Genomic DNA, 22796 nt, shown 5'->3' with positions numbered 1-22796 from the left:
CCTAATGGAAAGTAGTTTAGTAATTTTTAAATGACGAGAGCCATTGTTTGAATTTGGACATCCTACTTACAAATCCAATACATTTGAAAAGTGCTGCAAATCATTACTAAGAATTCGTTTATCTATCATTCTGAATTGACGGTAATACTCATTATGTTTACCGTGACTGCACTTTTTAAGGGTATTACCAGAATTGCAGTAGCATAAATCTCTAATTCTTAATTTATCATTTTTTAAGCGCTGAATCATTAACTTGCCAATACTTTTTATATTGTTAATGCCTAGGATATCTTGATAGGATTGAACTACTCCATTAGAACCGTGATCGTACTCTTCAAATGAATATTCTCCATTAATTTCATAAAAGGAATTGTTCTCTAAGTATTTGACTGCTATTTCGTCAATAAAAAGTAAAAGAGACTTTATTTTTGTTTTTAATAATATCTGAGATTTTGCTGCTGTGGTAAAACAACAAGAACCTGTATCTGTGTAGATATGTCTATCCATTTTATTTGGAATCCGACCTTCGGTCTCAAAAACTACTGGGAACAGCTCTGGATAACGCTCTAATTGTATCTCCAACTCATAACTATCGCCGTCAGGTAAGAATAGTTCACCACTTAAAGAATTACTCTCTAAGTGGTAATCTAGCCCTTTATGTATTGCTAAAACCTCCTGCACTTGCTTATTAATATCCATAAGGCTTTGGTTTAACCATTGCAGCTCCTAATGATTTCTTGAGGCTATTGCTCTTGAATTTTTCATCTTTGTCCTCTCCTAAAGGAAATCTAATTCCAAACTGATTGTTTCTAAGAATTTCAGAGGCTATTTTGAAGTTACTTTCTTCTGAGGCTTTGATACAATCATTTTTTAAGCTCCTTAGAGTGTTTAAGAAGTTTGATTTTCTTGTCTCACTATAGTTCTCAAAAACATCTTCATTTGATGGTGTTGTAGGACGATAACATTTGAATCCATTATATCTATTTAGCTCTGCATCTATCGCTTTTACAGTTTCTCTGAAAGCTTCATCTAGATTATCTGCTTCCACGTAATTATTAGTCGCTAAAATGGTAAGTTCAAAACCACTAGGTAAGTTTAGATTTGTATTATTTGTTTCTCTAAAATTTTTCCACGCTTTTAAGCAACGTACAATAGCCTCTAATCTTGACCTCGTTTTCTTTTTATCATTAAACCATTCATAAAACTCTTTTGGATCGCTTTCTAACCAGCCTTTTGACTTATGAGCTAATTCAATAACGCCGTCTTCTTTATAATAGATAGGTAGGTCTATATGATGACCGTTTGCAAATACGACTCTGACACAAGTTGTTTTCCTGATTGAATCTTTACCGGTGTGATTCTCAGTAGCTTTGAAAATCCAATCGTGCCAAGTATTAATAGATTGCTTTGTGTCTTCTTCATTTTTATATATGAAATATACTCCGTCATCAAGGTCGTACTTTTTCAAACTATTTCCTTCATCGTCTTTAACAACAATAGGATTAACAGTAGTGTTCATTTCAAAAGAACCTTGGCTTCCAAATTTTGGTTTTATCTCGTTAGGCTTATTCTCTTTAAACCATTTTTTGATTTTTTTACGCAGTTCTTTTCTGCTCTTTTTTAATGATTCTTTTCTACTGTCATTAAGTTTGATTTCTTTATCAAACTTGTTGTATTCTTTATTTAATACTGCCATTTAATATCTTTTTTTTAGTTCTTTTCCAATAAACTTAGCGCTCATTATACCGCAGGTTTGAGGGTTTTTATTTGTATAATATTTACCTTTTATGGTTCCATCGAATAACTCTAAAATATTTGTCCCGTAATGCTCGGGAATCTCTAAAACTGAATTCCCATTGTTATGATAATTCATAAAAATCGTCATATGCCCGAACTCGTCTTTTCTAAGACTTATGAGTTTACTTTCTGATTCTGACGTGTCTCCAGAAATCGCATTGAAATAGGTTTTCAATTTTATTAATGAGCCCGTTTGTTCAATTTCAAGAGCAAACGACCTATTCTCAATAGTACCATCCAAATAACTATTAAAGGTTATTTCACCTTCATAGCGACCTGATACATCTTCTATCCACAGTAACCACTTAAAAGGTTTATACTTCCAAAGAAATTTATCTATACCTAAGATTAAAAGACCTATTAGAATGGTCGTCGAAGGAAATTGGTAATAGTTAAAGCCAAAACCGTCAACTATTGATGCAACTATTTGAGGTACTACTGCACTTATGATTGTACCTGTAATAAGAATAAAAGGTACTATAGCCCCAGGCCTATAATATTTCAAGTAACTTTTCTCCATATACTATCCTTTAGATTCTTTAGGGTCATTAGCTCTAGGATATGTTCTCTCTTCTTGAAAACCACCTTTGTTCTTGTGAATTTTTAAAGAACCACCTCCTTGATTCTGGATAAAATCTCTAGCTGATTTAATAGCATCCTGCTTGTTAGAGTCAATAATTTTAGAAGCGCGTTGCGCATTCTCTCTTTTAAGTTTGTACACACCATCATCGTGTACTAAATGAAAATTTTCCATTTGTATTCTAATTTATTAAAGTGGCTAACGTTTACAGACGATAGGCCTAAACCGCGAAAGGAAATAAGGAGATTTTGTGAAGAGAATAGAACACGCTATATTTGCGACACAAAAAATGGGGTAGTAACCTTTACGTTCTACTACTCACTTGAATTCTAAAAGTCCTTCCGGTCGAATGTTGGGACTTTTTTTTATGCTTAATAATTGGCAACCTCTGTTCCAAACTGTTAAGACTTTCTTAATTTGTCAAGCTGTCATTATGAACTATTTAGAAAATGATTAAAACGGATTAACTGTTTTTTATTGACGTTGAAATACTTAAAGTCATCCTCACATCTTACTGACATAAAATCAGTTATGCTTTTATTCAGATTGAGTGCGCAATATTTAAACTTGAAAAACCACCTAAATAGCTTAAACTTCCATAAATATTTTGTGATGGATATGATTAGAATAGAAAGAACTCCAAACACAGACAGTGAAAGTCCAAAGGATTCTTTAATGAGATAAATTAAGAAGAAACCACCCACAACGAGAAATATCAAGAACTGTGGATGGTAGTATTTTAAATAATCTTTTTCCATAATGCAAATTGCTTTTAAGTTTAACAATGCAAATATGGAATATAGGTATGCAATATATTTACACACCTTAAAAACATTACGCGGAAATTGTTTTTAACCTATTAGGCTATCATTAAAACCGCTCACAATCTCAAAGATTTTATCAGCTTGTTGTTCTGTAAAAACGCCATCTATCCCTAAGCTGTGATAGTTTTTAAAAGGTGCGTCATAGAGCTTGCTTGGTTCTATCTCGCCGTTAGTCGTTAAGAATTTTTTAATGGTATCTAGAAACTCTATTTGTATTGCATTAAGTTGATAGTCATTAATAAATTTTGCAAAAGCAGCATCAACCTTTTCAGAGCTTAACCCCATCAATGAAATAATAAATTTTACCAAGCTGAATTGAGAACCTATCTCTTTCTCAATAGCTTCTTTATCAATACCACCTTTAAATAAAATAGCTTCTAGCGCTTGAAGCTCTGCCTGTGTAATAGCTTCTCCCTTTCTAATCCTTGTGATGGTGATATGATTTTCATTTTCTCGTATCAATTCCTCAAGGCGATACACATTATTTTGAAAAGGTGATGGTGTATAGGTAGCACCATCTTCTTTAACAAAGCTTCCTGTTTTTATTTTATCTTTTAATATATAGTCTGTAAAATCTGTCGTGACATAACGTTGGTCTACCGGATCTATATACTTCACTAACTCACGAACCCCTTTTCTTAATTTTTCAAGATGTACGATACCATTTACTTTCCAAAAGTCTTCTTCTAGCGGTAGCTTGATAAGTCCTTCCTTAGACTTAACCGCAGGTATTGTCGTTTTCTTTAGTAGCTTTCTGGAAGTGCCTACTACTTTTGAAATAGGAATTATAAAACTATTCACATACTCTTCACTATTAGGTGTTTCAAGTCTTTTTGTAATAAGCGTATAAAGTAGTTTATCGTAATATCTAGCAAGATCTGTATCGCCTTTTTGCGGTTTTATAAGTGGTGCCAGTTCATCTTCTATGCGCTTTGCATCGCGTTTTGATAAGTGATTCCAGATTTCCCGATTATCATTTCCAAACTCGTGTACAATCTCTAACTTCATTTTTACGTCAAATCGTTCTCGATCTAATCGAGCGATATCGCTGTGTAAGCCATCTAATAAATCTGTTCTAAATTCTTTTAATGTAGTGTCATCTTTAAACTGATTACTTCTTAGATATTCTGCCAGGCGCAAACGTAATCCAAACAACAATTCAGTTAGACTTTTTTGAGTAGTGGTTTCAATTCCTTCTGGGTTTTCATTAAAGAATTCAAAATTTCCACAGAGATCAAAAATTAAGAAATTCTCTTTATCATCGCCTGGTCCAAAAAGATCTGGACGTAATCGGGAACCACGACCTATCATTTGCCAGAACTTTACATAAGATCGTACAGGCTTGTAAAAAACTAAGTTGACACAACTAGGCGCATCTATTCCTGTATCCATCATATCTACAGAAATAGCAATTTGCGGTAGTCGTTCTTTTTCTTCGTCACAAAAACGGTTGATAAACTCTTTTGCCTTGGGTTCACTGTGTGTGATGACCTTAACATAGTCGTTACCAAATATTTCTTTATCGAGCTCCATAAAAGTATCTTTAAGGAACTGTGCGTGCTTTCTATTTTTAGCAAATATGATGGTTTTTCCTAGTTCATCTCCACCACGTTTTTTAATACCGTGTTCTAATAAATAGCGCAATGTTTCAATGGCTGTAGGTTTATTAAATAACCACGTGTTTAACTCAGAAGAAGAAATCCACTCATTTCCTGTGGCTTCTTCACCATCTAGTATTTCTTCTTCAAATTCCTCCTGTTCTTCTTCTGATAGTTCATCGTACTTGATGCCTTCTCTTAAAAACTTAGTAGGAATTTCAATAGTGTTATAAGGCGATAAGTGTTTATTATCTACTGCCTCTTTAAATGTGTAGGCATCCGTAGGCGACTTATCTGCTAGGCCAAAGATGTGATAGGTATTTTTATCAATACTGTTTTTAGGTGTAGCTGTCAATCCTAAAAATAGCGCGTCAAAATAATTAAATATCGCTTGATATTTTTTGTAAATAGATCGGTGCGCTTCATCAATGATGATAAGGTCAAAATGCCCTACACCATAAAAGCGCGCTTCTTCATCACGATTACGATCTATGAGTCCCATCATCGTCTGATAGGTGGAGAAAGCAAAACGAGCATCTGGATTGTCTTTTTCTTCTAAAAGGTTAACGCAAGTATGTTCTGGCAAGAACTTTTTAAAACTATTATTCATTGCTTGCTCTACAAGACTTACTCTGTCTGCCAGAAACAGTATTCGTTTTGCCCAGTTACATTCCAGTAATAATTTTGAAAAAGCTACTGCAGTTCTTGTCTTTCCTGTTCCTGTGGCGAGTACTAGAAGTGCACCTCTGTTTGTACCTATAAGTTTCCCATCTGTCTTATCGTTACCAGCAAAATGGGCTGCAATACTTTTTATAGCACGCATTTGATAAAAACGTCCAGAGATTTCTGTATCTATAGGTGCTGTGCGTATGTCTTCGCGGTGCGTGCGACGGAACATCGCGGTCTGCAATTCTGCCTTGGTATAAAATCCGTGAACTGGTCTTGACTGCTTATAGAATTGATCATCCCACAAGAAAATCTCGTATCCATTACTGTAATACATCACGGGACGTCTACCGTGCATTTTTTCTAGGCTGTCTGCATAAAGTTGTGCCTGGTTTTCTCCCTTACTAGCACTTTCTAACGTCTTTTTTGCCTCTACTAATGCGAGTGGTAAACCATCATCATCCCATAATACATAATCTACATAGCCTGTTTCAGAGACATTGGTAGATTTAGGCATATACTGTACTTTGTATTCTTTATCATTGACTCCATTTAAATCCCAACCTGCCTCACGTAGTGCTACATCTATAAGATATTTACGCGTTTCTGCTTCGTTACGAGGATGGTGTACTTCATCTGCTTCGTTTGCTTCAACTTTATTAGCTTCTATCTGCGCTTGTAAGGCTTCTATCTGTTTTTTAAACAGCTCGTTTTCATCTGCAAGTAGCTGTCGTTCTTCTTCTTTGGTTTTTAATTGCTCTTGATAGGTATCAAGCTCTTTATCTAGTTTTTCTTGTAGTTGTTGTATTTGCTTTCGCGAAAGCGTACTACCACCTTCTTTAGGGATATAATCAAAATCGAAAATACCAATATCACTTACAGGTTCCTGCGCGTAGGATTTTATAAACCACTTGCCGAAATAGAATAATGCATCAATCGCTTTATGCGAGTCTATATCGCTTACAGGTCTATTATGTGCTGCTAGATTACCACCTCTTTTGATGACAAATAATTCACCATAAAGTTTATGATTAAACTGCTCTTTAAAGGCTTGCTGTACCAGTAGGTTATGTAGGGACGTGTCATACTGAGATTCTAATTCTTCATCATTTGCATACATCCAGTTGATGGCTTCTTCTAGCGCCATACGACTGTAGATTAATGAAGTACGAGGATCTGTAATAACGAGCTGCTCTGCTTTATGCGCTCTGTCATAAAGCACAGGAAATTCTGCTGCTAAAAATTGAAAGTTTGTACTCATTTATGGTGTCCTCTTTATTTTAAATCACAATGTATATCTATATATCTCTAGTTTTTAATCTACTATTCTTCAATTACTTCCCAATAGCCACCTTTATCAGGACCTACATGTCTAATTATATTTTTTTCTTTTAAATCAGAAATCTGTCTATAGATGGTTCTCTCTGTAACGCCTATTTCCTTAGAAATTTCAGGTACTGTAACTTTCTTGTTTTGCACTATGAGTTCTACTATTTTCCCTGACGTTTTCCCTGACATTTTCTCTGAACTTTTCTCCCTAGTTTTTAATTTATTATTTTTCGATTACTTCCCAATATCCACCTTTATCTGGACCTATTCTATTAAGCTTTCCTTTTAATTTAAGATTAGCTATCTGTTTCTCAACTGCACGCTCAGTGATTCCTATATGCTTAGCTAAATCTTTGGCGCTTAAATCATTTTCATCTTTAAGTAATCTTATTATTTTCTCCGAACTTTTCTCCGAACCTTTCTCCGAACCTTTCTCCGAACCTTTCTCCGAACTTTTCTCCGAACCTTTTTTCTTAGTTTCTTCTAAGGTTTCTCCTTCAATAGGTATTACTATTTCAAACACATCACCTTCTTTAAAAAGAGGTACAGCTCCAGGATGATATAATTCTAAATACTTAAAAGTATTACGTACACCAGAGCCTAGCTCATCTACCCAGCCTATTTCTTTAAAAAACTTAGCTATGATAGGATTTTTAGGAAATGGAGAGAAGTTAACAGGATCTATAGCACCAGTACCGTGTGGCTTGTTCCAGTTTTCAGTACGTACCTGATTTGATTCTATAACTAACTTTGCAGGAAAAGGATTTGTAAATTCTCGGTGTACTAATAAGTTCCCTACAATTTCTCTAAAGAGGTTGTCGCGCAAATTAATACGCTGTCCGTTTATTAGGGTAAATTTTTCTGGTAAATGTTTTGCCACAAAAGCCATTAACCTCTCATAGCTTTCTATAAGATTGGTACGTATGTCATCACGATCATCATAACGGTCTGTATTTTCTACACGTACAATAGCATCTGTTTTATGGTGTGCCAGAACGCTTTGAATACATTCATCACTACCCAATAAAAGTACAGCAGCGAGCGTGTAACCTTCACCGCCTGTTTTCATATCTCGTTTAAACAATCCAGCAGATCGCAGCAACTCTTCATTGTTCATCGCGAGCCAAGGATGGTTAGGCTGGATGTTTCTCGCTAGGCTTCTTACTTTGTCAAACAGACTGGCTTTAAAGTCTGAAAGTTGAACATAAGGAAATACTTGATTTTCTGAATAGCTGTTTTGCTTGCGCAGGTATAATTGCGATACTAAATCATTATTTTTAGTAATATTAAAATCGCCATCTTGATTGCGATCAAAAATTTTACCTCGTGTAGCGTGCACCTGCGAACTCTCGGGCACGTAGAGTGTAATGACTTGTTTACCATCTACTGTTATCACTTCAGGCGATAAATAGTAGGGCGGATTTAAACGCTCTGGATTATTTGCGCCAGTAACAATATTATCTACTATGTTCTGTACCTGATTTTCTTGTACGCCAGTAATACTCTTATCTGCATCATTAATACCTAGAATAAGATAACCGCCACTACGATTTAAAAAACCACAAATAGAATCAAACGCATCACGGTTAAGGCCTATACTTGCTGCCTTAAACTCTACCTGAGTGCCTTCTCCTTGTTGTACTAATGCTCGTAGCTTTGTTTCTGTCATACGCTATAAAGGTACTAATGTGATTTTGATATATTTTATTTCATTTTTGATTATGTGTGATTTCACATACTGTTTATATCGTAAAAAGAAAAAACCATCACAAGGATGGCTATTTAGTAATTACAATAAAATTATAAGTTTTATGCGTTTAATACCAGCATAGCAGCCTGTTGATGAGATTGAGTTTCTTTTTTTTCATAAACACGAACAACATCTTTCATCGCAACCTTAACTCTTTGATTAGTTTGAGCAATGTGTACTTTACTGATAGGTGTAAATTTACCTTCATTAACAGTACTAAATGATATTTTTTCTCTATTGCCTGACATTTAATTTTTTACTTTAGGTTATGAAAATAACGATAATTTTCAAATTTATGGTGCAAATTAACGAAATTATTCTCATTAAGACTAATACACTTATCCGGGTAACCTGCAAAAATCAATGCATCAATACTTTCTTGATTAGCTTCAGTAGCATCTAAAAGTATGATACCTAAAGCTACTTTAATCTCTTCATTAAAGGTTTCCTTGTTATAAAATTCTCCTATCCATATAAATTTAGGCATTTTAGTAAGAAGTATAGTGGTTTTTAAATCACTTGTTATTTCATTACTTGAAATAATATGATTCTTGAAAGAACGGCTTGAAGTCAAATAGAATCTAAAGACAAACTCCTCATCAAACTTATAACCTATGTGATCATCTTTTATTATTTCTAGAATTAACTCTTTAGCAATTACCGATTCTAGATAGATCTTTTGATATAGAGGAATTACTATAGAATCAATTTTGTATTCCTTACAATCTTTATCCTCATAATGTTCACCTGGTGTATCTAAGGATATCAATTTATAAGGAATATCATTATCATCTTGTATAACATACTTCGCAGGAATACTCGAAGTTTCGAAATAGCTAATTGAATCTCCTTGAAATTCTAAAGACTCTTTGGTTACATTTTCCCAGTCTACCTCTTTGGTATACTGTTTACCTATCGCTACAACTACGTGACCTATATCACCACTCTCTAATCCTAACATTATGGGAATACCAGACTCAATGTAACTATCTATAATTGTAAATATCTCTTTTCCATAAGGCTTCTCTGCATAAATTCTGGTACCGAAACCGAATTCTTTTAAAGCAAAAGATATTTGATCCATTGTTAAACCATTTGATGGTAATTGCCTTTGATATGAAAATCTTTCAATTGCCTTATGAATCTTAGCAGGTAAAGCTGGCTTGTAATCTGGGTACTTATTTCCAAAATACTCCATAAGTCCCCAGATAGTAGTTTCAGCACACTTTATAGTCTCACCATCTTGAGAGCTATGTGGAAAACCATCTACATCTAGTTTAACACCATTAACGAGACTTTCAGTCCTACACAAACACAATTTATAGTCATTTTCTTCAAAAGCTTCAGGACTTATTATAGATCTACCAAATAATGCATTTATAGTAGGTCTAAGAATAAAGAAACCCAAATATCTTTCATTTAAATCTTGATGATTTTCTGATTTCAAAAAATCTTCATATTTGATCGAATTACTAAATAGAGAAACTCTAATACAGTCTCTTTGATAGCTATAATGCTTTGATGCATAATAATTATAATAACTATCTCTATAGACCTTATCTACGTAAGGATATTCAATAACGAAAAAAACATCTTCCTTTAATTCATCTATTAATTTTGCAAGATCAGTTTCAATAAATGGAGAGATAAATGCCTCGTCAACATCATTTATAAAAAAGTTCTTGATATTCTCAATGATAACTTTTAAAGCTATATCATAAGGAACTATGTCTATTTCAATATTGGTGTTCATTCTTGTTTATGGTTTACTACAAAGATGACAATAAATAATTTTTAATTTTGATTGGTCTGCTAGAGGCGCATAGTCGGGAACATATTTTGTGCTGTTTTTAATCATATTCTTCTCTCTACTTCATCTTCTAAAGCTCACCCTTAAAAGCCTTTTGCAACAAACAATTAAACAAGTCTTCACTTTCTCGTAGCTCTTGTTTTGCGAGTGCTTTTTGCTGCTCGATTAAGGCGATTTTTTCGGCGAATTGGTTTTGAAGTTCGATGGGTGGAACTGGAATCTGAAATTCTTTAATGATTGTTTTATTCAAATTTGCCATAGTAATACCTCTAGCTTTTTCATATAATCTTGATATGGTTACCTCTTGATTAAAAAAATAATAGCAAAATATCGGATTTAAATTTTCAATAAATCTTACGTAAAGACTTCCAGTTCCGCAAAAGAGGTCATCATCGTTAACTACTGATATTTTGCTTAAATCTCCTCGTCTAGCCATTATTATATCTCCGATTTGAAGATGATAGTTGGGTAATGACAAAAATTTGTGTTTACTTATTTTTCGACATTTTTGTAAATCTATTTTTCCATTATCAATATCGGTTGGGTTAACTAAAGAAAAGCCTGTTTCTTTATAATCTGATTGATGAAGTTGAGAACCAAATGGACCAATCTGTATTTTTTCACTCAAATCACTTATTCGTTTAATATTCCATTCTTTCTGATTTAAAACCGGATCCCCAAACATCTCCAAAAAGATAGACTCCGCCAGTAGGTCATATTCTGTGAGCAGTTGTGCGGTTTTATCACGTAAGGCAGCAGCATCGTCCAGAATGGTGGCGATGCGTTGTTGGGTTTTTAAGGGTGGAAGTGGGATTTTTAATTTATTTATGTAACGTGGTAATTGTAAATTGATAATACCAGTAGTTTTATTTTGAAACATTCCAGTAACACCAAATCTATGACTCGCATAAAGTAAGTAATGTAGATATTTAGGCACCACTTTTTCCTTCTTTGGTCTAAGTATGGATGTGAAATTGTTGCATAAATAGACTCCTTCTACATCATAGAAAACTACACGACCAACAGGTTGTTTTGGGCTTCCGCCGGATTTCTCAATTATTATATCTCCTTCTTGTAACTTCTTTTGTTCAACTTTTTTCTTGGAAATATTGCGTTTCACAACATTCGTAAAATCTAAAACCCCTGAATTCGTAAAGTTTGTTGTTCTAAGAACATTTATTTCTTCACCATCAGTTCCCCATTCACCAGTTATAGGCTTTTCGATTAAATCTTTTAATAAAGCCATCAATTATAAAATTTTAGATAGTTTTTGGTTGATATCCATTCTTTCACCATTCAAAGATTTAATCCTATCAATAATCTCATCAGGCGCATCATATTCCACTTCTTCATAAACGATTTCTTTATAACGATTTATGGATAGGTCCCAGTCGTTTTCTTTGATTTCGGTAAATGGCACGAGAAAAGATTGCGAGGTACGGTCAGCATAATTATGCGTGCAGGTGCCGTCCATAAATTTATCCATTCCCAGATTTTCTGGCACATCGTGTACGTGCAACAATTCTCCGTTTGTATCGTGCATTTTTCCCCAGTACTCACTTTTTAAATAGCGGTATTGATCTAGTATTTGTGGTAGGTTAAATTTCTCGTGGTCTTGTGCTAAGGTTTCAAGGGTTTGTGGTGTTACCGCTTTCGCGAAAGCGAAATTATTAAACGCCTCTTCTTCTACCAGTAGATTGCGCTTGTCGTCCAAACTTTTACCGTCTGCCAGCATATCATAAAACCATACATTATCAGTACCACCATTATCGGTCTTAGTAAATATGATAATGGCAGTACTCACTCCAGAGTAGGGTTTAAACACACCACTAGGTAGCGAGATCACGGCTTCTAGCTTGTGGTTTTTTACAATCTCGCTACGTATGCTTTTAAAAGCTTTACCACTTCCAAAAAGTACACCATCTGGCACAATAACGGCTGCACGACCACCTTTTTTAAGCTGGCGTAGCATAAGGGCTAGAAAGAGCAACTCGGTCTTAGTCGTATCTGTCACATTGCGCAGTCCTGGTGCAATACTTTCCTTATCTATCGTGCCTTTAAAAGGTGGATTTGCCAGTACCAGCGTGTAAGCATCGCTTACCGCATTATCTTTACTTACGGCATCTACATCAACAATGTTAGGCTCCTCAACGCCGTGTAGAAACAGGTTCATAGAGGCAATGCGCAACATCGTAGCGTCAAACTCGGTACCGTTAAACATACGTTTATTAATATGCTCGCTGTTTTTATCCAGCTCTGTAACGCTGTAATGCTTGTCTATATATTCTTTGGCAGCTACAAGAAAACCAGCCGTTCCCACAGATGGATCACAAATGGTGTCCTCTAGCGTAGGCTGCATTAACTCGGTCATTAATTTAATAATGTGGCGCGGTGTTCTAAACTGTCCAGCAGTACCGCCACCTTCTAGTTTAGAAAGCAAGTATTCATAGATATCGCCTTTTATATCTTGCGACTCCATATCTACACGTTCTAGCTTTTCCATCACCTGGTCTAGCGTAGCGGCTTTATTAATCCCAAAAGCGGCATCTTTCATATAGGTACTAAACAAGCTTTTCTCACCACCTAAACTGCGTATAAAAGGGAAAATACCATTTACAGAGTTGTTAAAAATTTCGTGACGTGCCTGTACATCCATTTCCTTTAAATTTTTCCATCTAAAGTCTTGCTGATCTACGCCAAAAATAGGATTAAAATCTTTTTTAAGTCGCTTTGCCATACGCTCGTTGCGCGTTTCTGTCTCGTCCAGATCTTTGATAAAGATTAAGTACGTGAGCTGCTCCACGATGGTAATAGTATTAGATATGCCGCCTGTCCAGAAGGTATTCCAGATAGCGTCTATTTGAGATTTTAGGTTTCCTGTGATCATAATCTTATGTAACTTTAATGTCTTTAATAAATATTTTAGTTCCGTCTGGGCTAGGTTCTGTTACTATTTCTACTTTTTGCCTGACTGACAGATTACTAGAGGCAACCATAGCAGGAGGAATTCCTATTTCTGTAGAACCATTAACGTCCTTAAAAGTTCCCCATCCATTATCTGCTATTCTCGAGACTTCACCTTTAAGAGTATTATTTAGAACTGTAGGTTGTATCTTATCCCATTTAGACTCATTCGTTACTTTGTCAGCGTTGTTATCCAAAAAAGATTTAAACCAGTCTAAACAATCTAACAACAAAAGAACAGTACTTTGGTATAAGAATGTATTTGAATTTGAAGCCATATATGCATCAACACCAAGCTTACTTCCTTCATTATGCGATCCATCTTGGGAAATACTCAATATTTTAAAAATATTGAAGGCAATTACTGGATGTATGATTTCTTGTCTATAAGAATAATTTGTGTTTTTACCAGATAAGAAAAAGCTAGATCCACTTATCCAACCTTTGTCCTGAGTTATCTCATCTGGAATACAGCCTATTTCGTTAAGTTTAGTAAAAATTGCTTCAATAATTTTTCTAATACCTGTTAAGGAATCTTGAGCAATTTTAATTTGACTTGGATTTTCAATATCCAAAATGAGATTATGCAGTCTATCGAAATGTTTCTTACCTATGTAAACATCAGTACACATTTCAAAAGGATTTGTGTATTTGTGTTTAAGCTTGGTCAGTTCTCTGTTATTACAAGCTTCAAGTAGTAGACGAAATAAGTTGTCTTCATCTTCTTCAACGCCTTTGTTAAATACATACGGAAAAGCATTTTTAAACTCTCTTGAGTTGTAAGCTTCGGCCTGACCAGTAAGAACGAAAAAGGATATCGTTTTATCTACCTCTTTAATCCAATCTTTTGCTTTATGCACCCATTTTGTATCCTCTGATCCTGGTTCATCTGTTTCGTTTTCAAAAAACTTTGCATCAAAAAGTATGGCATCATATTTTGATGTATTATTTTGAAACTCGGTACATCCTCCATTCATAGATTTGAACGGAAAAAGCGTGATGTCAAAGTCAATTGCAGTTTTATGCATTGCCTTGATTGATTCATGTTCATCATCAATCCATAGCACATTATATTTTTTACTCATTTATCATTGGTATTATTGGGAAACTAAATTTAAATGTTACTGGAAATACTTCTTCATTATTAAGATTAAGTTCCCATTCTTCATTATCAAAATAGGTTGCAATTCTATTAATATCATAGCCTCCTAGACCTGTTCCTTTTGTAGGGTTAGCTGTGGTGTATTTTGCGCTAAATTTTTGCTTATCGTAGTTGCGAGGAAAGGGCTTTCCGTTATTTCGTATTTCAAGTATCATTATATCTTCTGTGACCTTGAGTTCAATTACTAACAAATTCAATTCATTCCCGTCCTCAAAAGCGTATTTACTTGCGTTTGAAAGGATATTATTTAGTAAGATTTCAAACAAAGTAATATTAGCAATTATAGCTTTACCTTTTACTTCATCTGCAGATGCTTTATCAAAGTGAAGAGTAAAGTTCTGTGATGACTTCTTTAAAGACGTTAATAGCTTATTAATGTCTTTTAACGATATTGGTGTTAAATCATAATTATCTAAAACTAGACCTTGCTCTCCTTTTTCTAGAATTGAACTAATATGGTTTATGTCATTTTTAATTTGACTAATATCTTCGGTTAGATTATTACCGTACGTATTCTTATAAAGACTTTTAACTTCTAAAAAAGCTTCAGAATTATTGTTTTCAAAAAAACGAATTAGACTTTTCGTGTTTGATAAAATGTTCTGTCTAGGAGCTCCAAGTGAATGTTTAAGAGATGCAAACTCATCAAAACTTTTAACTTGTTTACCGTGAGCGAGTAAATTTCTTTCACGCTGAAGGATTTTGAACTTTTCAGAGAGTTCTAGAATTCCCTGTACCTTGGCTTTTTGCTCTTCAATAGAAGGAAGTACTATTTTTATTGCGAAAAAGTCAGCTCTATTCAATGAGGTTATAGCTCCTGGATTTTGAAATCCTGTAACTTGCTTAATAACTTGTGGCGATCTTAGTTCGCTAATTAAATAATGTGGATTTACTTCAAAATTTTCAGAATACATTTCTATTGCTAGTAAATCTATTCCTATATAAATTGGTTCTCCTTTATACTCAAATAAAGTAGGCTTAAGCGACTTCCATCGAGTAGAAATAAGAATGCAGTCTTTTTCTATTTTGATAGAATGTGATGGAAGCTCTCGTTCCTTAATCTCAGTCAAATCCAATTGATAAGAAACATCATTATCTTTCAAGTTGCTCGTACGAATGAATTTACCTGTTACCGCGTTTTCTTTACCAACTCGTTTACCACTGATTCTTTTTACAAACTTGATAAGTGGTTCTCCATTAAAATCTATAACAAAATATCTTTGAACATTAAGATTATAATTGTTTTGTCTTATTTGTTCAATAGGAACTTCAACCACAGCTTGAGATTGACTGAACTTAAACAAGTGTTCTAACAATCTATCTACCTCAAGTCTCTTTTCACGTTTGCCCTTGCTTTCAACGAAAGAAGAAGCATCTATCATTTTGATGGTGTTATTAATGTTCTTCTTTCTGGTTAGAATCATTATGCAAACCGGGATTCCAGTGTGTTTTAACATACCACTAGGCAAAGAAACTATTGTTTCTATTAGTCCTTGTTCTACTAAAGACTCTCTTAGCCTTTGATCATCACTACCTCTAAAAAGTATTCCTTGTGATATAACACAAGCAACTTTACCATCAAAATTTATTGATTCTAAACCTCTGTGTATAACATAGGTTTCAGCAGTCATTTTTTTTCTTCCGAAATTATGAGCTATGTAAGGGTCAATTTTGTAATTGAAAGGAGGATTAGATATTACTAAATCAAAATCTTCTGATTCTGGCCAGTTTTGTATGGAGTCTTCGACTCGATATTTAATTTGAGTGTGCTTATTCAGCCTCATTAAGCGCAACATTCCTAAAGCCCAAGTGGAATTAACTATCTCTTGACCATAGTAGCGTTGATTGCTATCCAAATGAGTTGCAAAAGAAGCAAGACCAGCAAAAGGATTAAAAACTGAAGCTCGACTAGGGATATCAGCTATTTCTATAACAAACTTGCTTATTTCATTAGGAAGTAAAAATTCTCCAGAATACTTGCCTTGATTATCTGCTAATCTAAAAAGTAAGTCATCAAAAATTTTATCAAAATATTGATATAGGACATCATTATTAAACATCGTAAAATGATGTAGTACCTCATTGAGTCGTTCTTCTGGAATACTGTCAATTATCGGTTTGTAGACATTTAAAATTTCAGAATATTGTTCTTCCCTTTCTAGAGAAGAAAAAAGATAATGATGAAGATTGTTAGAAAAATCAATATGTACACTCTTAATTATTCCGTCATAATAAGCAGATAGTAAAAACAGATAAACGTGATGATGCTCTACTGGTAATATACCGCGTAATAAGCTCATTGATTTCCAAACTTGATTGGTAATCATCTCTACTTCGCTATTTCTGTAATTATCTTCCTTCATAAGTGTTTTTCAATTCTACGTTGCAAATAAAGCAATTTGCTGTGCAAACTATGTGCACATCTGTTTTAATCTTCAATACTTATATTATAAATAAGGTCATGGGATACAAATTTCCTTATTTCAAATGGCTCACTAGTATCTTGTAAATCTTCAGCTGCCAAATATTTAACTGGACTTAGTCCGTGTGCTAAACCTGCGTCAATACGCAGAGTAAAAATGATGTTATCATTTTTAAATTCAAAATACCTGTAATGTGGCAGCTTATCTGCTCTTATTACTTTTGAAGTAAAATCTAATGAGTCACTTAAGCTCAATAATTTATTTTCATACTCATCTATTCTTTGGAAATTATTGATAATGTATTCTGGACTCTTATAACTCTTAAAATCTTTTTCGGATAAATGAATCATTAAATTTGAAAGTTTCGTTTGAGTAAGACTCGTAAATTCATTTATAAAACTTAGTAATAAACGTAAAGCAAACTCACTCTGATTAAACTTATCGTAATATGAAACCTCAAAAGTTTGATTAGCTATTCTAGACAGAAAATCTTCTGCGTTATTAAGGTTTGCAATAACTAATTGTGCGACATCATTGCTTTGGCTGTTTCTTGGGATACTGCCCTTTATTCTAGATTCATAGAGGTTACCAGCTGTTAGTTGTGGCACAACAAAATCAGCATATTGATGTGTAGTTGCTTTTTCTACCTTAAAAAATTTCTCAATGATACAGGACGTCCAGTCTTCACTTAACGCATCGTAATCTCCTTGGGATATATAATGTATAGTTTCTCCATTATTCAAGCTTACAGATAAGTGGATAGGGTAATCTAAAAACGAATCTCCAGAGCCTTGCTTAAGATTGAAATTATGAGACAACAAATAGGCCGATAATTTTTCTTGATTATTACTAAAATTCACCGCGCCTTCTACTACAAGATTTACCGCAATCCTATCCCTCTTTAATTTATCTATCCAAACAATATCATCTATTTGCCATTCTGAAATTTTATTATTGATGTGTATGTTTACTTCTTTGATGTCAAAGTGATATTCAATCCTACTCAACTCATCACTTAACGAACCAAGTACTGTACTCACTTTATTATTTTTCGTTTTTAAATCTTTTGGTAACTGATTTTTCAATGCAGTATTCAACCATTCTACTGCAGTAAACCTATCCAAGTCTTCGATATGCCATTGAGTACTTCTATCGATTAAACACTTCGTGCAAGCCAATTGACAATCACAATTTTCCAAAACATTTAAAGCTAGTTTCAATATCTTTTCAACATATAAATTAAATTGTGATGCATAACCTGCACCTCCTTTTGCAGTATCGTAAATGAATATTGTTAAATAGCCATTGTATTTTTTTATACCAAAACCTAATTCTGCCTCGTCAATTGCAAGATGTTCTGCCAAAGACTTAGTGAAGATTACGCCAAGAGAGTAAGCTAATTTTTTATCGTTTAAAAGATTATGATTTATACTTTTTAATCTTATTTCTGTAAAGTCTGTTTTAAACCTACTTCCTAGAATAATATTATCTCTAGTATTTTTAGCTTCACAATTACTATCACCTTTATCATTTTTCCCACCTCTTAAGCGCCTGTGACCATCCAACTTTTCTTGGGAAGTTTCTACTCTTCCACAATCAAAGCAGAGACTGTAACCATTTCCTTCTCCGGTATTGTAAAAAAGAATCTCAGCATTTTCTATGTCAGAACTATCTCTAAAATCAATGAAACTATTTTGATATTTATTCCACGGTTTTAACTCAAGCAATAATGGCTCTAGATATTGCGGTTTACTTTTCTCAGAAATTACTCTTGTAGGACTTTTAAAGAGGTCTGTTGAAAAGCCTGAAGGCTCTATGACATATGTGTATTTGTCTTGATGCTCCGTTAGTTCTATCCCTTTAAAAGAATTTGACTCATTACACTCTGGGCAGTTTTCATTAACATTTTTAAGACCTATAATTCTCTGAAAACCACAATTTGTACAGCCTTGGATAGCATCTCTTGTGCTAGTTTCTCCCCAAGTATTAGATAACACAATACCAGATGACTTATAATTAAAACCATCAATTAAAATATTATTTCCTGGAGCAAATTCGGTTAATGCTCGAGATATAGAGTAACTAGGATTAGACTTAATAGTTTTTTTATCGATATCCTTTTTAGTAGTTTTTTCAAAATCAATAACTCCAGTCGGAAGACCTGCATTAGGTAAAAAACCAGACTCAGCTAAATAGGTTAGTAAGTTTTTTGCTAAGAACTGTCTCTTCCTATAGTTAATAGCTTTAAAAGCGGCACTATTATTTCCAAATTCGTCCTTTAACTCAATAAGTTTTTTATCAAAACCTTCAATCTGTTTCTGAACTTTCGTTATTAGTTTTTTGAAATTTTTTTCAACCAAAAAAAACAACTGTTCAGAACTACTATTAGCAATTGGAGTTCCATTAGTTAAATATTTAAACTTACTCTTGTACAAAAAATTATTTTCTTTTGTCAACCAGGTCAAAAATTGCTCTCCTAAGGTTGGTATCTCATTAAAGAAGAATTCTTCAATGTTTTGTTTCACATCAAGTCCGACTCCTTCTTTTCTTATAAAAGCCCCAAACAAGAAAGAATTCACATTTCGCTCTATAATATTTTTACTATCAAATTTGCATTTTGGAGATGCAATGTCGTGTTCCAATGCCCATTTAGGGTTGTTCATTGTACGTAGGCCGATAGGATTAGGCGCGCAAAATGTTAAGGCTAGAGATTTGTTTTCTGCACGACGACCAGCACGTCCAGTTCGTTGTAAGTAATTTGCTGGCATAGGTGGTACATTACTCATTACTACTGCAGATATACCACCTATGTCTACGCCCATTTCCATAGTAGTAGAACAACTTAAAACATTTATTTCGCCATTTTCAAATTGTGTTTCTAGTTCTTTAAGACGTGTTTTATCTTGTTGAGCTGAATGCTCTCCTGCAAGGTATAATTTATCATAATCAAAGATGCGCTCGTGTAAATCGTTCCATAGTCCTTTGTCTCTTGCTTCTTTACTATTATCCTTAAGCCAAGCATCTACCTGATCAAGTGGTATGGCTTCATTATTATCATCAAGATGGTATGGATGTGAATAGGTTGGGAACTGATGATTTTTAGAATCGTCTATTTTATAGTTAGAAATATTACTAGACTCTAAATTTCCTTTTATTAATGGAGAATATCCTCTAAACACCTTATCAACTAATCGGTTTGTAACTGGACAAAGAAATTCTTTTCCTGCTATTTCAAACTGAGTGCTTTCTAGAAAATCAAGAATAAAACCATCGCCATCTGCTTTGAGAATTTTCTGCTGTAATGTTCTCCATATCTTTTCTAAAAGCTCGTTAAGTTGGTCTTCTCTACTTTCTGTAATATCGCCTCTGTCGTGCCAATCTAATCCTGCACAAATTAATAAAACTAACCTTGATTGTGTTATGGAATTAGGGTTGTAGAGGCGCCATTTTTTTGCATTTACTATTTCAGTATTAGACGGATAAATAAGTTCTGATCGATAAAACTTAGAAGTAAATAATCGCATTGCATCATCAAAAGAAAAATTGAAGTTATATCTAATGATATAATCAGCAGCTATCTTAAGAAGTGATTGCCATTCCTCTTTGTTTATCCCCAATTTATTTGCAATTTCTGGGGCGACTACATCGTCTAACTTTGGATAAACTATGTTCACCAAACCTAAATTTTCTAGCGAACGTTCTCTAGGAATTCTACGCGCAAATTGATCATATAGTAATGCTTTTGCATATACTTCATTTTCAGTGGCTAAGTTATTCCCTCTTGCTCCTTTTTTGAAAAGTGTTTTAAAATCATTCTTTTCTTTTATTTCATCTATAATTTGTTTCCAAGATGATCTGCTATCTGATAATGAGCTTTCTCCACCAGCTGCTAATAAATTATTAATGTCCTCAATTTCTTTTTCAATTTTCTTTTTCAAAAAAGCAGGAGCTTCGTCCAACTGCTTTACATACATAGCTCTAGCTTGTAATAATTCGTCATTACTGGCATCGACTTGGTTACCTTTTAGTTTTTTAAGAAGATAATGATACACTTGATAACGAATCCAGTCACTCTCACTATCTATATTTATTAAGGCTGAAATTTTTGCTGTTCCTTGTCTACTATCAGTAAAAGAAATGTACTTTCTACCTTTGTATAGTGTTTTTGTGGTTTGTTTATCGATGTTATCGGTTTGATCTAAAACGATATCTGATAAAATCCTATTTGTAAATGCTGAAGAAATCCTAAAGTGTATAGGGTTATTATTTTGATTGCCACAATGAGGGCATTGGTCATTATCTGTCATCAGAAAATCTTCGCCCGTTTGTATCTCATTATTTTGATTTATAGTACAAGGCAACAGCTCTTGATTTCTATGCTCTTTTCCACCTGCATTCTTTATTAATCTAACCAAGTTTTTACTCGTAGACTCTTGTGAATCATCTTCATCATCATCTGCTTCTATGCTAAACGCTTCATAACCTACCGTCGCCTTTTGAGTAACTCTATCTGTACCTTTAACACCTTTAGATCGTTCACCTTCTAACATCATATTCCCGCAACTTCTACAAGCTACCAGCTCAAGTAGTGGATGTCCACAGGAACATTTCTTACCAGCAATGGTGTACATTGTCCCTAATGCTTTATTTGGTTTAGCATCTTTATGTTTATCACACGTAGTATTTGTACACGCGTAAACACCACCAATACCTCTCGTAAAAAAATGACCACGTACTGGTAGTAGGTTTGCACCACCTACTTGCTGTTCTGCCAGATTATCAATAACTGAAAGTTGATCTAATCTATTTGTTATGTGTAAATGTTCACCTATTTCACTTTGTGTAATTCCTTTTTTAAGCAAAAATTGCTCTCTTAATAATTTGATATTGTTCTGCGACAATGTTTCAGATAAATGAGGTATGTCCTTATCCGCAATTTGGTCATTAACACGTTTACCGGTGATTACTTCTATTTGATTTACTGAAATACCACATAAGTCCGACATAAACCTCTTCAATGTTTCAGCATTTCCTGTACCTACAGTTGCAGAAGTAATTGCAAATCTTAGATCATTAATATCTACTTCAAAAGCAGAAACTACACGTCTAATAAGTAAAGCCATTTCGGCTGCTTTAGAGCCTGTTAATGTGTGTGCTTCATCTAATAAAATCCATCTTAGTGTACCTTTGGATTTTTCAAGAATAGGCACATCTGCATTACGCACTAGCATATATTCCAGCATCGTAGGATTAGTAAATAAAATTTGTGGAGGCGTTTCTCTAATTTGTTCTCTTGAAACCAGTTCAGGCAAGGCTTTTTTCTTTTTCTCTTTGCTACTTTCTTTGTTAGGTGTGTCTCCTGTTAATAGTGCGTATTTCACACCGTCTAAAGCAGAACACCAAGCGTGCATACGTTTTCTTTGACTTGCAATCAAGGCATTTAATGGATAGAGAAAAATAGCATTAATTCCTTGCTGGTTTTTGCAATTCTGATGAATATCTTGAAGAACAGGAAGCATAAAACACTCCGTTTTCCCAGATCCTGTTCCTGTTGTAACAGCTATTGATTTATTTTTGTTGAGTAACATTCTCCAGCTCTCAAGCTGATGTTTGTAAGGATGTCGATCTTCTGGAAATTGAAAATCTTTGTCTTTAATAGAAGATAATGCGCTAATAAATTCTTCTTGAAAAACAGTTGAAGTCTCACCAAACGTTAATTTATGCTGTTCCCAAGGAAACGTGTTTTGAAAAACAGCATCTGCCATAATAGGTTCTTTAGATAAAAGGAATTTAAAATAATCTTGCATCTCCTTATCTCCAGTTGCCCAAAGTGATAAAATAGCATCGGTTAATCTGTTTTCTGTTTTATAATAAAAGTTTCTGAAATTCATAG

At 34.0% G+C, this 22796-nt stretch carries 14 protein-coding genes; all 14 read right to left on the bottom strand.

Going from position 1 to position 22796, the window contains the following annotated elements:
• Nucleotides 1-66: 66 nt before the first annotated feature.
• Nucleotides 67-699 carry a hypothetical protein gene (locus B2989_RS07930; protein WP_292946952.1) on the bottom strand — a complete coding sequence of 211 codons (633 nt, stop codon included), beginning with the start codon at nucleotides 697-699 and terminating at the stop codon, nucleotides 67-69.
• Entirely contained in the window at nucleotides 689-1696 is a 1008-nt protein-coding gene (locus B2989_RS07925) for a cyclic GMP-AMP synthase DncV-like nucleotidyltransferase (RefSeq protein WP_292946949.1), read from the bottom strand. The genes B2989_RS07930 and B2989_RS07925 overlap by 11 nt, the downstream gene beginning before the upstream one ends.
• Nucleotides 1697-2317: a hypothetical protein gene (locus tag B2989_RS07920; protein ID WP_292946946.1), complete on the bottom strand. Its 621-nt coding sequence runs from the start codon at nucleotides 2315-2317 to the stop codon at nucleotides 1697-1699.
• A gap of 3 nt (nucleotides 2318-2320) precedes the next feature.
• Nucleotides 2321-2551 carry a DUF2188 domain-containing protein gene (locus B2989_RS07915; protein ID WP_292946943.1) on the bottom strand — a complete coding sequence of 77 codons (231 nt, stop codon included), beginning with the start codon at nucleotides 2549-2551 and terminating at the stop codon, nucleotides 2321-2323.
• A gap of 677 nt (nucleotides 2552-3228) precedes the next feature.
• On the bottom strand, nucleotides 3229-6726 hold the full coding sequence (locus B2989_RS07910) for a DEAD/DEAH box helicase family protein (RefSeq protein WP_292946941.1): 3498 nt from the start codon (nucleotides 6724-6726) through the stop codon (nucleotides 3229-3231).
• Between the two features lie 62 nt (nucleotides 6727-6788).
• Nucleotides 6789-6983: an HTH domain-containing protein gene (locus tag B2989_RS07905; protein ID WP_292946938.1), complete on the bottom strand. Its 195-nt coding sequence runs from the start codon at nucleotides 6981-6983 to the stop codon at nucleotides 6789-6791.
• A gap of 34 nt (nucleotides 6984-7017) precedes the next feature.
• On the bottom strand, nucleotides 7018-8463 hold the full coding sequence (locus B2989_RS07900) for an RNA-binding domain-containing protein (protein WP_292946935.1): 1446 nt from the start codon (nucleotides 8461-8463) through the stop codon (nucleotides 7018-7020).
• 140 nt (nucleotides 8464-8603) lie between these two features.
• Nucleotides 8604-8792: a hypothetical protein gene (locus B2989_RS07895; RefSeq protein WP_292946932.1), complete on the bottom strand. Its 189-nt coding sequence runs from the start codon at nucleotides 8790-8792 to the stop codon at nucleotides 8604-8606.
• 8 nt (nucleotides 8793-8800) lie between these two features.
• Nucleotides 8801-10297: a hypothetical protein gene (locus B2989_RS07890; RefSeq protein ID WP_292946929.1), complete on the bottom strand. Its 1497-nt coding sequence runs from the start codon at nucleotides 10295-10297 to the stop codon at nucleotides 8801-8803.
• Between the two features lie 127 nt (nucleotides 10298-10424).
• Nucleotides 10425-11600 carry a restriction endonuclease subunit S gene (locus tag B2989_RS07885; RefSeq protein WP_292946926.1) on the bottom strand — a complete coding sequence of 392 codons (1176 nt, stop codon included), beginning with the start codon at nucleotides 11598-11600 and terminating at the stop codon, nucleotides 10425-10427.
• Between the two features lie 3 nt (nucleotides 11601-11603).
• Nucleotides 11604-13241 (bottom strand): type I restriction-modification system subunit M, encoded by a 1638-nt coding sequence (locus B2989_RS07880; protein WP_292946924.1) that lies wholly within the window; start codon nucleotides 13239-13241, stop codon nucleotides 11604-11606.
• A 4-nt stretch (nucleotides 13242-13245) separates the two neighbouring features.
• Nucleotides 13246-14403 carry a hypothetical protein gene (locus B2989_RS07875; RefSeq protein ID WP_292946921.1) on the bottom strand — a complete coding sequence of 386 codons (1158 nt, stop codon included), beginning with the start codon at nucleotides 14401-14403 and terminating at the stop codon, nucleotides 13246-13248.
• On the bottom strand, nucleotides 14396-16843 hold the full coding sequence (locus B2989_RS07870; RefSeq protein ID WP_292946919.1) for an N-6 DNA methylase: 2448 nt from the start codon (nucleotides 16841-16843) through the stop codon (nucleotides 14396-14398). Before B2989_RS07870 ends, B2989_RS07875 begins: the two co-directional genes overlap by 8 nt.
• Nucleotides 16844-16908: 65 nt before the next feature.
• Nucleotides 16909-22794: a DEAD/DEAH box helicase gene (locus B2989_RS07865; protein WP_292946917.1), complete on the bottom strand. Its 5886-nt coding sequence runs from the start codon at nucleotides 22792-22794 to the stop codon at nucleotides 16909-16911.
• Nucleotides 22795-22796: the final 2 nt, after the last annotated feature.

Source organism: Olleya sp. UBA1516 (assembly GCF_002323495.1).
Taxonomy (GTDB): domain Bacteria; phylum Bacteroidota; class Bacteroidia; order Flavobacteriales; family Flavobacteriaceae; genus Olleya.
This window is presented reverse-complemented; position numbering and strand designations above follow the sequence as displayed.

Coding starts and splice junctions, on each gene's coding strand:
- B2989_RS07905 (WP_292946938.1), bottom strand. CDS start 6,983: ATGTCAGGGAAAACGTCAGGGAAAATAGTAGAACTCATAGTGCAAAAC.
- B2989_RS07890 (WP_292946929.1), bottom strand. CDS start 10,297: ATGAACACCAATATTGAAATAGACATAGTTCCTTATGATATAGCTTTA.
- B2989_RS07895 (WP_292946932.1), bottom strand. CDS start 8,792: ATGTCAGGCAATAGAGAAAAAATATCATTTAGTACTGTTAATGAAGGT.
- B2989_RS07920 (WP_292946946.1), bottom strand. CDS start 2,317: ATGGAGAAAAGTTACTTGAAATATTATAGGCCTGGGGCTATAGTACCT.
- B2989_RS07915 (WP_292946943.1), bottom strand. CDS start 2,551: ATGGAAAATTTTCATTTAGTACACGATGATGGTGTGTACAAACTTAAA.
- B2989_RS07865 (WP_292946917.1), bottom strand. CDS start 22,794: ATGAATTTCAGAAACTTTTATTATAAAACAGAAAACAGATTAACCGAT.
- B2989_RS07900 (WP_292946935.1), bottom strand. CDS start 8,463: ATGACAGAAACAAAGCTACGAGCATTAGTACAACAAGGAGAAGGCACT.
- B2989_RS07910 (WP_292946941.1), bottom strand. CDS start 6,726: ATGAGTACAAACTTTCAATTTTTAGCAGCAGAATTTCCTGTGCTTTAT.
- B2989_RS07885 (WP_292946926.1), bottom strand. CDS start 11,600: ATGGCTTTATTAAAAGATTTAATCGAAAAGCCTATAACTGGTGAATGG.
- B2989_RS07925 (WP_292946949.1), bottom strand. CDS start 1,696: ATGGCAGTATTAAATAAAGAATACAACAAGTTTGATAAAGAAATCAAA.
- B2989_RS07880 (WP_292946924.1), bottom strand. CDS start 13,241: ATGATCACAGGAAACCTAAAATCTCAAATAGACGCTATCTGGAATACC.
- B2989_RS07875 (WP_292946921.1), bottom strand. CDS start 14,403: ATGAGTAAAAAATATAATGTGCTATGGATTGATGATGAACATGAATCA.
- B2989_RS07930 (WP_292946952.1), bottom strand. CDS start 699: ATGGATATTAATAAGCAAGTGCAGGAGGTTTTAGCAATACATAAAGGG.
- B2989_RS07870 (WP_292946919.1), bottom strand. CDS start 16,843: ATGAAGGAAGATAATTACAGAAATAGCGAAGTAGAGATGATTACCAAT.